Origin of the sequence: Paenibacillus terrigena DSM 21567 (genome assembly GCF_000374845.1) — a bacterium.
Taxonomy (GTDB): Bacteria; Bacillota; Bacilli; order Paenibacillales; family Paenibacillaceae; genus Paenibacillus_K; species Paenibacillus_K terrigena.
The window spans coordinates 1-14,755 of sequence record NZ_KB895426.1; the positions used below are offsets into that span (position 1 = coordinate 1).

The 14,755-nt window shown below is 47.1% G+C and carries 11 protein-coding genes; 8 read left to right on the top strand and 3 right to left on the bottom strand.

The window, feature by feature from the left end:
• The coding region (locus C558_RS0125995) for a helix-turn-helix transcriptional regulator (protein WP_018756430.1) at positions 1–698 on the bottom strand (698 nt) is incomplete at its 3' end.
• Positions 699–1,472: 774 nt separating this feature from the next.
• Between C558_RS0125995 and C558_RS0126000 the strand changes: the two genes are divergently transcribed.
• Positions 1,473–2,270, top strand: a complete 798-nt coding sequence (locus C558_RS0126000; RefSeq protein WP_169445428.1) for a copper amine oxidase N-terminal domain-containing protein — start codon at positions 1,473–1,475, stop codon at positions 2,268–2,270.
• Between the two features lie 370 nt (positions 2,271–2,640).
• Here the strand turns inward: C558_RS0126000 and C558_RS0126005 are convergent, their stop codons facing one another.
• Positions 2,641–3,273 (bottom strand): DJ-1/PfpI family protein, encoded by a 633-nt coding sequence (locus C558_RS0126005; protein WP_018759229.1) that lies wholly within the window; start codon positions 3,271–3,273, stop codon positions 2,641–2,643.
• Between the two features lie 255 nt (positions 3,274–3,528).
• Between C558_RS0126005 and C558_RS0126010 the strand changes: the two genes are divergently transcribed.
• The 7 genes from C558_RS0126010 (at position 3,529) to C558_RS0126040 (ending at position 13,658) form a co-directional block, all read left to right on the top strand.
• Complete coding sequence (locus C558_RS0126010) at positions 3,529–4,467, top strand: carbohydrate ABC transporter permease (RefSeq protein ID WP_018759230.1); 939 nt, start codon at positions 3,529–3,531, stop codon at positions 4,465–4,467.
• A gap of 21 nt (positions 4,468–4,488) precedes the next feature.
• Positions 4,489–5,325, top strand: coding sequence for a carbohydrate ABC transporter permease (locus C558_RS0126015; RefSeq protein ID WP_018759231.1), 837 nt, complete (start codon positions 4,489–4,491; stop codon positions 5,323–5,325).
• Positions 5,326–5,440: 115 nt separating this feature from the next.
• On the top strand, positions 5,441–6,817 hold the full coding sequence (locus C558_RS0126020) for an ABC transporter substrate-binding protein (protein ID WP_018759232.1): 1,377 nt from the start codon (positions 5,441–5,443) through the stop codon (positions 6,815–6,817).
• Between the two features lie 146 nt (positions 6,818–6,963).
• Positions 6,964–8,697: a sensor histidine kinase gene (locus tag C558_RS0126025; RefSeq protein ID WP_018759233.1), complete on the top strand. Its 1,734-nt coding sequence runs from the start codon at positions 6,964–6,966 to the stop codon at positions 8,695–8,697.
• 22 nt (positions 8,698–8,719) lie between these two features.
• Positions 8,720–10,315, top strand: coding sequence for a response regulator transcription factor (locus tag C558_RS0126030; RefSeq protein WP_018759234.1), 1,596 nt, complete (start codon positions 8,720–8,722; stop codon positions 10,313–10,315).
• 30 nt (positions 10,316–10,345) lie between these two features.
• Entirely contained in the window at positions 10,346–12,508 is a 2,163-nt protein-coding gene (locus C558_RS31945; RefSeq protein WP_018759235.1) for an alginate lyase family protein, read from the top strand.
• 34 nt (positions 12,509–12,542) lie between these two features.
• Entirely contained in the window at positions 12,543–13,658 is a 1,116-nt protein-coding gene (locus C558_RS0126040) for a glycoside hydrolase family 88 protein (RefSeq protein WP_018759236.1), read from the top strand.
• A gap of 427 nt (positions 13,659–14,085) precedes the next feature.
• Here C558_RS0126040 and rpiA read toward each other — a convergent pair whose 3' ends face one another.
• Complete coding sequence (rpiA, locus tag C558_RS0126050) at positions 14,086–14,748, bottom strand: ribose-5-phosphate isomerase RpiA (RefSeq protein ID WP_026264148.1); 663 nt, start codon at positions 14,746–14,748, stop codon at positions 14,086–14,088.
• Between the last annotated feature and the right edge of the window lie 7 nt (positions 14,749–14,755).

A 14,755-nucleotide genomic window follows, 5' to 3' on the forward strand; every position in this document is an offset into this window, starting at 1 on the left:
ATCTTGGAATCGCGCTGCGGACCCCAATTTTCATTCAACTCAGACAGCGTCACCATTCGACGCTGGAACGTATCCTCAAGAATGAGTAGATTCCGGATCCGAGAAAGCCTGAACATGCGGTAATCATCTCGGTTTAAGCAATAACCGTGAAGATACCACGTGTAGCCTTTGAGCACCAGCCCCATAGATTCAATACAACGTTCTGTTTCTCCCCCTTGTCCGTTGGTATATGTAAAACGGATCAGCCTTTTATCACTTACGGCTTTATGCAGCGTGTCATACTTGTTTCGTTCTGAAGAGCTGCTTTTCCACGGATTTAAGTCTATGATGACCTGATCAGCACCAGCCATACGACCTTGTTCTGCCTTCGAGACCAATGCGCCAACCTTGTCGAGCAGCCCGTCTAAATTTTGGTTGCTAAATGCCTGTGTAGATTGAAGGCCTCGCAAAGCTGTAGAGAGGGAAATAAGTTCATTGAATGAAAGCATTTGCCGATCCAATCGAAAGTTTTCCATGATTTCGAATCCGCCTTCTGCTCCCGTGTACGAAATAATGGGAATTCCTGCTAGATTCAATGATTCCAAATCGCGATAAATCGTACGCAATGAAACCTCCAGACGATCAGCCAATTCTTGGGCCTGTACGCGTTTGCGGTTTAATAGAAGGATCGTAATGGCCATAAGTCGCTCAAGTTTCACTGTTGTCCCCCCAATTCAATAAGGTAACTGGTTAATAAAATGTTTCAGTTCCACGAATACGATGCTTTAACTCCTGCGGGTAATTAGGCTCTTACTTGTATAATAAACTTTCATTGTAGACAATAGTCTGTCAGGATTAGAAAGTTCACCAGTGTTTTGTTGCTTTTTTTGAAACCACGAATTCAGATATCATCTTAAATGATCAAGCCCCAGTTAATAAAACCGGGCTCTAATACATCTACGCTTGATTGGCTTATTCCGTTATCCTGCCCGTTAGCTTAACAGCATCTTTTTAACTTGCCTGCTGCCGATGAGATCATATCAGGAATGATATCAAGTTCTTGTCATAGTGTTACTAAGGAATCTAGCAAAAGGGTATTTTTTGTATCAAATCCTCCAAACAAGATGGGAACTTTGTGTCGACGATATAAGTGATTTAAGGTTAATTATATCCATATAAATTACAGCATTTCGCATTTCTTCATCTGTTTGTGTATAGATCATTGTTGTCTGTATTGATGAATATCCTAATTGATTCTTCTCTATGACAAAAAATGTCCATAGGTTAAAAATAGAATATAACTGTTTTTCTGTAATGTGCAACATTTCAAAATTTGATTCGTTTATTACGGATGTATTAGATTAGATACGAATGGAGGAACTATGTTGAGAAAATGTTATCCGTTTCTTATTTCCGCATTTCTACTTTCAGTTCTTGTAGTTGCGCCCACAACGATATTCGCTGCAGCCCCGGCAATATCACTAAACGTTTATATGAATGGGAAGCAACAGGAAGACGTACTATTGTTGCAGGGGCGCACACTTGTGCCATTGCGTGCCTTCGATGATCCGGCTCAGCTTAGTTATTCCTATGACGCCAATTCGAAGACGGTCAACATAACGAACAAGATCAACAACGTGAGCATTCGATTAGTTAGCGGAGCGCAGGAAGCGATTATGAACGGGAAAAAAGTAAAGCTTGATGCGCAAGTAACCTTTAAGGATGGTCATACCTTTGTGCCGTTGCGTTTCTTGTCTGAAAACTTGGGAGGGAGCGTTCGTTATGACAAAGTGGGCAATAAAGTCGTCGTTCGTACCCCAACGGAGCAAGAACGATTCAAAACATTGATGAGCGGAGACTTGACGGAGGCACGCAAGATTGCCATTCGCCTTCCTGTCATATACGGGAAGGATGCTCTTCAACCACAAGGAGAAGGATTTTCAATCAAGTATACGTTTCCTAAGGGAGAAACTCTTCGTTATTACGAACAATATAAAGGGCTAGTTAATTATGTAGAAATTAATGCGGATGGACTAGCTGAAGTAAAATGGCAAGGGGATGAATCTCAATCGGGTATAGAGCACCGCGAGAAAGGGAACAAACCAGCCAAATTAGGAGAAGCCGTCTATTTCATGGACAGCGTAATGTCCGATTACACGTACTATGGGACGATTGATAAATTGGGAAAGGAAACCGAACTAGGGCAATTCGACCGATCGAAGGAAAACAATAAAGGCAAAGTAATTGTCCCAATCAACGAAGAAAAAAGAATCGATGCTAGGAAAGACTAGATTACATATCCTCTGTTAGCATGCCAGCCCCCGACTGTAAGAAGTCGAGGGTTTTTCTTATTCGCTGTTCATTATTCAGATATTGGATAGCTTATCTCATGTAAACAAGGGGTTTGTTTATACTGTAACCGTATGCGGCGCCAAAAATTTAAATAAAGAGTTATAGATTTGGACCTCTAGATTTATACTAACATCTCCCATCCAACAAATCTAACCGTTAGATTTGAAAAGACAGCTGATCGTACTGACCAACTGCGTTCGTGTTTCAATTGAGCTATCATGTCCCGTTAGCGTAGTGGCGGTTTAATCTGTTTTGCTATTTATCATGCTCCTTCATGGGGAATAAGTAGTTCTTGTCAATTTCAGGGATTTAATGTTGAGGAGAAAGAGCATCCATTAACGCGTAAAAGTGATTGGCATCGCCTGTACGGTAGTATTCGTACCATGCGCTCAACGCCTCCTTGGACATGACGTCTAAACGCTCCATGACCTGACGTGCCAAATGCAGTCCGCCTGCTGATCCGGTCGTGATGAGTTGGCCGTCATCCACGATTTTCTCCTCTTTATAATAGAAGGCCCCTTTGTAATTCGGACAGAACATGGATAAATATTCAGGGCTGTTACTCGTGTGTGGGCGCTGATCCAGAATTCCAGCTTCTGCAAGCGCGGCGGTCGCCCCGCAGATTGCAGCGACGAGACAACCACTGTCCAGCAACTGCTTGGTCTTTTCGATGACCAGTAGGTTCTTCGGATCTTTCCATGAATCAGCTCCGGGCAGCAACAAAATTGCTGAGGTCTCCGGCATGATACTGTCGACCGTCATATCGGGGATAATGGTCATCCCGCCCTTGGTAGTCACCGGATCTTTTGTTGCTCCAACGGTCTTGACCGGAATTCGCTCTCCCTGTTGTTTAAAATATTGGCCTGAGTTCAGCTCTGCAATGACATAGCCGAGTTCCCAGTCTGCTAGTGTATCTAGCACATAGACATATGCGTTTTTCATAGTTTCTTCCCTTTCCTAATAGACTTGACGTTTCAGATAACTTTCCTATAGCTATTATAAATTTCTAATACTGACAACTGTATGTCATTGTTCCACATTCGAAATAGCTGAATGTGTTTCTTTTTACCCGAATTTGCCCACCACCCCAAAAAGTCAAAATATTGCACAACCTTGTCAGAATCATCTACTACGGCGCAGGCCAGATTTCACTACAGTAGGAGTATCGGATAATTGAATTCTAAATGAGGTGAAGAAATGAATGAGAGTAGTAAAGGGGCAGCACGTCTGACGCGGGCTGGCGAGCGATCATTCTGGAATAATGAACGCAAAGAAGCGCTGGCGGGCTGGTTGTTTCTCGCACCGGAGTTCCTCGGCATGTTGTTTCTATACGTGTTCCCGGTTGGTTTCTCGCTCTACTTAAGCTTCTGTGATTGGAATCTTGTCGGGGGACTGGCATCGATCAAATTCATTGGACTCGATAATTTCGTCGCCATGTTTGAGGACAAGAAGGTCCTCCTGTCGCTGAAGAACAACTTGATATACACCGTATTTACCGTTCCGATCGGGATGGCATTATCGCTTCTGCTGGCCGTTGTAATTCATACGCGCGTATTTTTTCAGAGCTACTTCAAAGTCGCTTTCTTCATTCCCTATATTTCTTCCATTATTGCCGTTGGGGCAGTCTGGAGCGCACTCTATCATCCATCACAAGGGCCGATCAATCAGTTCTTGATGCGTCTAGGAATTAGCGATCCACCGAAATGGCTGGCAGACACCACGTATTCGCTCCCGTCGATCATCATTATTGCGATTTGGGCGGGCATTGGGTACCAGATCATTATCTACTTGGCAGGACTTACGAACATTCCGGATGATGTGTACGAGGCGGCGAGTATCGATGGCGCTTCATCGACGCAGCAGTTCTTCAAGATTACGATGCCGCTTCTGACACCGACGACTTCGTTCCTATTCATTACCTTGTTGATCGGTTCCTTCAAAGTGTTCGACTTGGTCGCGTTCTTGACGGCAGGTGGACCCAACGACTCTTCCACGGTGCTCGTATACCGTATTTTCGAGGAAGGCTTCCGAAATTACAAAATGGGTTACGCATCTGCTCTATCGTGGCTGTTGTTCGCGATTGTCGGTCTCGTGACCTTGATTACATGGAAATTCCAAAATAAAAAAGAAATCTAACCACCGTAGAGGAGGGAAACGATGCGACTCCGTAAAATCGACTGGTCCAAATGGACGATCACTATTGTTCTGGCAATCTTCTCAATCATTTTCTTAATCCCCCTCGTGTGGATGACCTCATCGGCCGGGAAGCTGGAGAAGGATGTGATGGAGTTCCCGATTCGCTGGATTCCGAAGGTGTGGAACTACGAAGGGAATTTCAAGGAAGTGTGGTCCGGCCGCGTTCCATTCTATATGTTCTACCTGAACTCGATCAAGCTGGCAAGTATCATGACGATCGTGACGATCTTTTTCTCATCGATGGCGGCGTATGCTTTCACGAAGCTGCGGTTCCGTGGTCGGAACTTAGCATTCGGCATGCTGATGATGTTCATGATCATCCCGGAGCAAGCGACGCTCGTGCCGAGATTTCTGCTTATGCGTTGGTTCCATCTGTTCAACACCCACGCCGGGCTTATAATTATGGGGATGTTCTCCATCTATTTCACATTCCTATTGCGACAGTTCATGCTAGGGGTTCATAATGATTATTTGGAAGCTGCGAAGATAGACGGTGCAGGGTATTTCATGACTTACTGGCGAATTATGCTGCCACTCTGTAAACCGATTCTCGCAACGGTCGGGATTATTAAATTCATCTGGTCCTGGAACGATTACCAGAACCCGCTCATTTTCCTCGTGAACAAGAATTTATTCCCGATTACACTCGGGATGCAGATGTTCAAAGATGATTATGCAGACAATTTCGCAGTCATTATGATGGCGTCGCTGTCGGCGATTTTACCGCTGCTGATTGTGTTCATTATCCTTCAGAAGCAAGTCATCAAAGGCATTGCGCTAGGCGGAGTAAAAGGATAGCGTATAGTAAAAAATCTGCACAGATTAAGCAAAATTGTACACAACGATGCAGCAGTATCCTGCGTATAATCGGATTTATAAATGAGATATGCATTCGAATAGAGGGGGTATTTCCTTGAAGAAGAGATCTTGGCTCAAACTTGGAAGTCTATTATTGGCCGTAGCGATGTTCACGGGTTGCGGCAGTACAGCATCGAATGAATCTGCACCTCAAACCGATACACCGAAGACAGAGACACAGACAGAACCGGCAAAATCCGATGAGCAAGTGACATTGAAGTATTATAACTGGGATAACGAGACGATGGGTGCTACGACATCTTCCTTGATTCAGCAGTTCGAAGCGGAGAACCCGAACATTAAGGTGGAATCGATCCCGCTTGTACCGGGGAACTCGACCGAGACGATGAAGAAGCTCGACATTATGATCTCTTCCGGCGATCAAGTGGACTTGATGTTATTCCCGAACCTTGAAGAGACGATGGCTCGTGCATCGCAAGGGGTTCTTGCATCGCTGGATGATTTCTATGCGAAAGATAACATAAACCCGGAAGAAGAGTATTATGTCAATCCGAAATACCAAGGCAAGAGCTATGCAGCGATGAATCAACGTGGTTTGTGGTTCATTATGCTGAACAAAGACATGCTCGACGCTGCCGGGTTACCCGTTCCGACAATGGGTTGGACATGGGATGACTTTCGGGAATATGCGAAGAAGTTGACGAAGGGCGAAGGCAATGACAAGGTGTACGGTACGTACTTCCATGGCTGGGGTGATTATGCGAATCCGATCTTGTTCAATGAACGCAAAAATCCATTCCAAAAGGAAGATCTAACACCGCAATTCGATGATCCGTCCATGAAATACTTCTTCGAACTTCGCCGTACGATGGAGAAGGATGACAAATCCGTGAAGCCTTATGCAGACGTCATCGGTGCGAAGCTAGCTTACCGCACGGAATTCTTCAATGAGAAAGCGGCGATGCTGACAACGGGTACATGGATGGTAGCAGATACGGCGAACATTGAACAATATCCACACAAGTTCAAGACGGCATTTGCGCCGGTTCCGCGTTCGTCTAAGGATGCCGAAGAAGGACTCACAAGCATCGGTGGTCAGTACATCTCGATTAGTGAGAACTCGAAATATAAAGATGCAGCTTACAAATTCATTCGTTTCGTAACGACGAATACATCGGATGCGAAGAAGGAATTGTCCGGATGGAAGAAGGCCGATGATAAGAAAATTATTGAAGGTACGATTGCAGCACATCCAGAACTGTTCGATAAAGAATCCTTATTCAATGCCTTGTTCGATCCGAAAATCAAATCGCCAGGCGCTTCCGAAGTGGCCGTAGCCTACGGTTCTCAGCTTAAGAAGGTCCTCGAAGACGGCTTCAGTCAATTCATCCTAGACAACACTACGGCTGAAGATGCGATGAAGACGATGATGGAGCAAGCTAATAAAATTATTAAAGATAACACGAAGTAATAGATCGTACTGTATAGCTCTAGTACAAGGGAGAAGGGGCGCATCGAGCCGCCCTTTTTCCACATGATTTGCCCTTTCTATGATTATATTTTTCGTGGAAATAATAGAAAAAATATGCCATAATATCCCCGAGAAGGGGGACTGCGATGTTCCGACTAACTTACTACCAACGCATTCAAGTTTCCTTTGTTATCTTTATTCTCCTGCCGATTATCGTCGTATCTTATCTAACGTATACCGTGATTGAGAAGACGATGACGGAGAAGATTCAATTATCGAACCAAGCAGTCACGAATATTATTGCCAAGGATATATCGAAGATGGTCGAGGACTTGACGTTCACGACGGACTTTTTCCTCCAAGATTCGAATGCTAGAAAAGATATGCGAGGCTTCGGATCGACCAAGCGAATCAGCAATTATCAAGAATATCAGAATTACACGGAAATCAGCGATTTATTCGAGGTCTTAACGAACAAGAATAAGTCGTTCAATACGAGCTTTCGCATGTTCTATGTGAATAATGTCGGGTTCATTATCCCATCGACGAATCTATTAGATCTTGGTACGGGACTGGGCGAATTACAAGCGCAGTGGAGTGATCAGCTACGGACCCGCGTCAATAAATCGCTTATTAATAAAGTGCAATGGATCGGTCTCGCAACGCCGCCTACAGGTACAGTAGGGGACAACTATTATTACATGGCACGTGCGCTGTACGATATTCGGGATGGAGCACAGCTAGGAACCTTGTATATTGGAATTTCAGAACGTTACTTCAATAAATTGTTCGAAAGCGCTCGCATTGGCGGCATATCGCTGTATGATACCGAAGGGAAATTAATTGCGGGCAAGGCCGATATCCCTTATACCCTGAAGCCGAGAAGCTCTGAAATTCGCAGTGAAGTCATCATTGAAAAGGTCGGTTGGAAGCTGGTTTACGATATGCCCAAAGAGGAGCTAGTCGGACAGATCACTGGAACCTTCTATACGATGATTATGGCAATTCTCGCATTCTCGGTAGTGTTTCTTATCGTCTCGGTGATCGTCGCGAAGAAGCTGTATCTGCCGATTCGCAAGCTGCAGCGGGTTGCGCGGCAATTTGGTGAAGGCAATCATGCGATACAATTTCCGGCGGAAGGCAAAGATGAGATCGCACTACTCGGTCTTACGCTGAATCAGATGCTGGAGCAGATCAAGCAGCTCATCGCAGATATTGAACAAGAACAAGAACAGAAGCGGAGACTCGAGCTGCAAGCGCTATTCGCTCAGATTCGTCCGCATTTTCTGCTTAATACCCTAAATTCCATTAAATGTAATCTCATGCTGATTGATGACCCATTCCATAGTCAGAAGATCAGTTCATTAATGCGGTTACTCCGGGCATATATGAAGATTGATCAGCCTTCAACCTTGCAAAGCGAAGGTGATTTGTTATCGGCCTATGTCGATATTATGACGATGCGACGTGAAATTCCTTTATCCATATCCGTGGATATTCCAATGGCGCTCAGTTCTTTTGAAATGCCCAAATTGCTGCTGCAGCCGCTTGTAGAGAATGCCATTCTACACGGTTCGTGGGACAGTGATGTGCAAGCACAAATTGAAGTCAACGCACGACAGCAGGACGGGATGGTAGAGATCCAGATCCGGGATAATGGGAACGGCATGGGACAGGATCGATTTGATGCCATACACCACATGCTGGAAGAAGGAAGTCTGGCGCAGCCCATATCGAGCAGCGGTGTAGGACTAGTGAACGTAAGAGAACGTATACGATTAACCTATGGGCCGAATGCTTCGATCCGATTGATCCCGAACACACCTAGCGGGGTCATTGTCATTATGCAATTGCCTATAAGCACGATAGATCCATCATAAATCGTTCGGGGGGAATGGCTATATGTTCAAAATCATGCTCATTGACGATGATGTACCGATGTTAAAGGTTCTTCAGCAGATGATGGATTGGGAGCAGCTGTCGCTCTCCATAATCGGAAGCGCTTACTCGAGTGTGAAGGCGCTGCAGATGTTCAAGGAACTGCTGCCGGATATCGTCATAACGGATATCGGTATGCCTCAAATGGACGGTCTACAATTAAGCGCCGAATTTAAGAAAATCAAGCCAAGTGTCCGCATTATTTTCCTGACTTGCCATGAAGACTTCCATTATGCGAAGAAGGCGCTTGCGATGAATGCGGACGACTATTTGATCAAAGATGAGCTCACGGCGATGCAGCTCGAGAAGAGCCTCATGAATTCGATTCAATCCATCCAGTCAACCGTTACGATGTCGGAGCAAATCTCCTATCGGGAGCAGTTCGAACGCAATATTGACTTGTTCAAGCAATCGTTCTATCAGCGGCTGCTTGCAGGGAACCCAGCACATTTGCTCCTGCAATATGCGAAGCAACTAGAGATTCGCTGGGAATATCCGATGTTCATGATCGCATCAGGTACGGTTTCCTTGGCGGGGACATTGCAGAAATATTCGTATCATGACATCTCGACGCTTCGCTACGGGATCTATAATATCGCGCAGGAGTTATCCAGGACCTATGATGGCATCACGGTTTTTGCTGATCAAGGCGAATGGGCGATTGTCCTCAATTATCGGCAAAGTCTGGCGTTTAATGCACAGCAATACCTACATCGCTATTTGCAGATGCTGGAGGAGAATTGCGAGCAATATTTGAAGGTAAAGCTGCGCTTTGTGCTGTTCACGAACAAGCTGGAGATCGAGCAACTAGGCGGGACGCTTCGTCAGATGCAGAAAGAGAAGTATTATGCGTATTATGCGGATGAGCCAATCATGACGCGGGAAGCCGCGAAGCTGAAGCCGAAGTACGGCGATTCGAAGATTCTGCTGCAGCAAGAGCGGAATGAATTGATCCACACGGTTCAAGCACAGCAGACGGAGCAGACGATTGCCTCCATGGATAAGCTGTTCTTGAAGGCAAGAGCAGAGCAGCTTGATCCGATTGAATTGATTCAAGATTGCTCTCGCACCATGCGATTGATCGAGATGCAATCGTCGAAGTCGACCATTGATGAACGCTATTATGTCTGTCTGGATGCCACCATGCATGTCGAGGATACGAAGATGCTAATGGCTATGAAGCTGTATACGCTGCTCGGGAATACGAGAGCACAGACCAGCTCCAAAGCCAAAGATATGAAGCTGCAAGAGATTGATCAATATTTGCTGGCCCATCTATCCGAGAACGTGACCTCCGTGGATGTAGCACAGTATTTATATTTGAATCCGAGCTATTTCTCCAGATATTTCAAACGTCTGACCGATGAGAATTTCACGGATTATGTCCATCGTTTTAAGATGAAAGCAGCCATGCGAATGCTGGAATATCCGAATGAGACGATCGAAATGATCTCGCTCAAGCTGGGGTATTCGGACCGAACTTATTTTACCAAAGTGTTCAAGAAATATATTGAGATGACACCAGGGGAGTACAAATCTAAAATGAGCAGCGGCCTATAGCGCCGAACAGTTCAGGAAAGAGGCGACAAGATGAGTGCAGGGGAAACGGTTCATCTGAATCGAATGCAAGTGGAAGTCGAAGGGCTTGAGATGGTTCGAGCATCCTTGGCAGCGGGAGACGAAGCAGCCGCCTATGCGGCACTGCATCGCCAATATCTCGACCGCATCGAGCCGAAGCTGTATTGGGAAGAATCCGATCTGGACCAGCTGAAGCAATACGTGCTAGAGCAGTGTCCACACGAGCTGCAGCTTATTAAGAAGACAGCCGACGAGGTGGCTGCGAATACGTTCGTCTTTCAATTCCCGTGGGATATGGAGCGGACGAACATCCCGGTTACCTTCGATGGGGCGATCGATTGGAATCATATCCCGGCGGAGGATCCGGAATGGACCTATATGCTGAACCGGCATCGGTATTGGATTGCACTTGGCCAAGCGTATGTCTTGACGGGGGATGAGACCTATGCGAAGACGTTCTGCCAGCAATTAGAGGATTGGATTGATCGTAACCCCGTCCCTGTGAAGGGAGCGCCGCCGGGTCTCACTTGGCGGTCGATAGAGGCCGGCCTGCGCTGCGAGAATTGGACCAAGGCGTTCGCTTATGTGAAGCGGAGTCCGCATTTTACACCAGCATTGCTCGCCAAGATGTTAACTTCTCTGTACGAACATGCGGAGTACATCGTAGCCACGCCTTGCGAAGGGGCGAAACGGATTAGTAATTGGAGTGTGCTCGAGAACCACGGGTTGTTCGAAGTGTCGCTTTTTATGAGGGAGTGGAAATCAGCTGGGTTCTGGCAGGAGATCAGCGAGAAACGTCTGAAGGAGACTACGAGGCTGCAAGTGCTGAAGGATGGTCTGCATTGGGAACAATCGCCGATGTATCATAATGAAGTGCTGCATTGTTACCTTGATTACTGCCTGCTCTCTCGGAATAACGGTTTGACGCCGGATTCGGAGATCGAAGCGACAGTAAGGAAGATGGCTTATGCGGATCTCTATATCGCGAAGCCGAATCATCATCAGCCGCTCCAAGGGGATAGCGACGATAATGATCTACGGGATTTTATCTCGGCAGGGGCGTTGTATTTTGAAGACGAGACGTTAAAATATGGCGGGTTCGCGCGGCTTGATTTCGAGAATGCATGGACTTTCGGCTGGGAGGGCGTTCTGAAATATGATCAATTAGGAACGGCTGCTCCTGATGTGACCTCGGTTGCTTTCCGAAATACCGGGAACTACGTGATGCGTTCGGGTTGGGACGAGCAGGATGCCTATGGTTATTTCCACTGCGGATTTATGGGCGGCGGTCACGGCCATGCGGATATGCTCCATTTTGATATTCACGCCTACGGCAGAGATCTATTGACCGATGCAGGGCGTTATAATTACGGGGATCATACGATGTTGCGGCGAATATTGAAGCAATGCGATTCGCATAACACGACGACGGTGGACGGCATTGATTTCTCGGAATACCACAGTTCCTGGTCGTATGGACGAATCGCGGAGCCTGTGGGCGTACAATGGATCACGGAGCCGACATTCGATTATGTGGAAGGCAGTCATACAGGCTATCGCTATCTGGCAGACCCAGTCTACCCATTGCGCCGAATTGTGTTCGTGAAGCCGGGGTACTGGGTGCTCGCAGATAGCTTCGATTGCAAGGAAGAGCATACGTTCGAACAGCATTTTCATTTCATGCCGGGCGAAGTGGTCTTTGATGATTCGAATAAGGTCTGCTGCACGGTATCGCCTGATGAGGCGAATCTTCGCATTATTCCCGTTCATCCGGGGCGTCTCACAGGCAGTGTGCGGGATAGTATAATTTCAAGAGAATACAACGTCGTCGAGGACAATCTAGCCGTTACGTATCAGAGCCGCGCGACAGGGTTCACTTCGATGATTCACGTCCTGTTCCCGCAGCCGGCTGGCTCACTAGATGCGCCTGAGGTTGAAGCGGTCAAAGTCTACAACTATTTAGGTCATATTGTCGCAGAGCGAGAAGCCGAAGCGGTTCGACTGACGTTTGGAGAACATTCGGTGTTCGCGGGCGAGGAGCATATTCTCCTAATCTGCCATAAGGTGCCGGGCTATCATATCGATTCGTACGTGGTTGAAGGGACGCAAGTGTTCGGCGAAGTGGTGTTGCTCAGACGGAAACAGGGGCAAGAAGAAGTCATTGTTATCAAATAAAAGGTACATACCAACGCGACGGGGTGATGAGAAAATGTGGCAAACGGCGATTGAAGCAGCGATGAAGACAATTCGGCAAAATATTGAGCAGCATCCGGGATTATTTCCCCATATTACAGAGAATCAGCGGTACGATTGGGGCGGAAATGGCGATTGGATCGAAGGATTCTATACAGGCCTGATGTGGCTTGCTTATGAATATAGCGGGGATGCGGTTTTCAAGAAATCGGCATCGGATTTGTTAAGCAATTTCGAGGATCGACTCGTTCGTCATCATGGGCTGGATCATCATGATATCGGATTCTTGTATTCGTTGTCAGCCGTGGCAGAGTGGCAGATTACCGGGAACCCACAGGCGAAGGAGCTAGCACTGCAAGCGGCGGATAAGCTGCTAGCGCGTTATCGTCCGAATTTCGGTGCAATTCAAGCTTGGGGACTCGAAGGCGATCCGGAGAACGGTGGACGTATTATTATTGATTGCTTGCTGAACCTACCGCTGCTCTATTGGGCGTATGAACAGACGGAGGATCGTCGCTATTACGAGATTGCTGTGAAGCATGCGAATAAGAGTCTGCGATTCCTCGTGCGGGGGGATGGCTCGTCGTATCATACGTTCTATTTCGACCAAGAGAACGGTAATGCGCTTCGCGGCGGTACGCATCAAGGGTATCAGGACGGATCGACATGGACGCGCGGGCAATCATGGGGCGTGTACGGGTTCGCACTCAGCTATCGGTATACGAAAGATCCGGTGTATCTCGATGCTTCTAAACGACTGGCAAAATACTTCATCGCGCATCTGCCAGAAGATCATGTGGCGTATTGGGATTTCGATGTACAGGTGGAAGCAGGTACCCCGCGTGACAGCTCAGCATCGTCGATAACGGCGTGCGGCATTCTGGAGCTGCTCGAATGGATGGAGCCGAATGATCCAGACCGTGAATTGTTCCAGACGGCGCTCGATAACATGATGCGATCGCTTGTGGCGAATTATTCAACCAAGGATCTGCCTGAAGCGGAAGGATTAATTCAGCATGGTTCTTATCATGTTCGGGGCAATCGCGGCCCGGATGATTATATGATCTGGGGCGACTATTATTATCTCGAGGCGCTCGTGCGGATGGAGAAAGGGATTAAAGGGTACTGGTAACGACGAGGCGTCTCACTGGCTCTTATCCGATGGAGATCCCTGAGAGTCAGATGAATCAGCATCTCAAATTGGTTGGTGTAACATGGTATCACCTATGCGTGGTGCCATGTTTTTTTCTATTTCTCTACGCCACTGAAGCTATGTTGGATTATTGCAGGGATAATTCTCCTTTCGCCCTCATTTTGGCTCTATGTTGGATTCATGCAGGATAGTAGGCCAAATTGAACTTCAAGCCACTCATCCGTCCTAAAGTTGCTGCGAAAATCCACCATAGATATCGAAACAGCGATGGGGCTTTATGCTGCTAATTTCCACGATAGCCTCGGTCAACGGATCAAATGCCCAATCAAGGGGATTGATTTCCTGCATGCCTGAAGACATAAGAAGGGCGCCTTTGGTAATCAAAGACGCCCTTCTTATTTGTTTTCTAGCGAATGGTTAGACGGCCATCCGAATGTCCCACGATCAACTGGCTCGTCAAGCCGACGAACAATCCGTTCTCGACGACACCTGGAATGAGATTTAATTGCGTGTGGAGTGTTACAGGATCCGTGATGGAACCGAATCGGCAATCTGCAATGAGGTTACCGTTGTCCGTGATGAAATTCACTCCGTCCTTCTGGCGGATCGTAAGCTCGCAGCCTAGGGATTGCAGCTTGCGAACGGTTAATTCATGCGCGAAGGGGACGATCTCGACAGGAAGCGGGAAGACGCCGAGCGTGTCGACAACCTTGGACTCATCCACGATGACGATGAAGCGTCGGCTGTTCGCGGCGAGCAGCTTCTCACGGAGCAGCGCGCCGCCGCCGCCTTTGGTCAGCTGCAGGTTCGCATCCACCTCATCGGCCCCATCAATAGTAAGGTCGATCGTCTCCACATCGGCAAAAGGGATAACAGGGATGCCCAGCTCGTTCGCTAAATCTTCGGAAATCGTTGAGCTGGCGACAGCTTGAATGTTCAGTCCATCGCGCACACGCTCGCCGATTTTCTGAATGGCCCAGTACGCTGTGGAGCCAGTACCTAGACCAACAATCATGCCGTCCTCAATGGACTCGACAGCTTTTTCTGCTGCAATTTGTTTAGGGTTTATGCTCATG

Coding starts and splice junctions, on each gene's coding strand:
- C558_RS0126000 (WP_169445428.1), top strand. CDS start 1,473: ATGAATGGGAAGCAACAGGAAGACGTACTATTGTTGCAGGGGCGCACA.
- C558_RS0126005 (WP_018759229.1), bottom strand. CDS start 3,273: ATGAAAAACGCATATGTCTATGTGCTAGATACACTAGCAGACTGGGAA.
- C558_RS0126010 (WP_018759230.1), top strand. CDS start 3,529: ATGAATGAGAGTAGTAAAGGGGCAGCACGTCTGACGCGGGCTGGCGAG.
- C558_RS0126015 (WP_018759231.1), top strand. CDS start 4,489: ATGCGACTCCGTAAAATCGACTGGTCCAAATGGACGATCACTATTGTT.
- C558_RS0126025 (WP_018759233.1), top strand. CDS start 6,964: ATGTTCCGACTAACTTACTACCAACGCATTCAAGTTTCCTTTGTTATC.
- C558_RS0126030 (WP_018759234.1), top strand. CDS start 8,720: ATGTTCAAAATCATGCTCATTGACGATGATGTACCGATGTTAAAGGTT.
- C558_RS31945 (WP_018759235.1), top strand. CDS start 10,346: ATGAGTGCAGGGGAAACGGTTCATCTGAATCGAATGCAAGTGGAAGTC.
- C558_RS0126040 (WP_018759236.1), top strand. CDS start 12,543: ATGTGGCAAACGGCGATTGAAGCAGCGATGAAGACAATTCGGCAAAAT.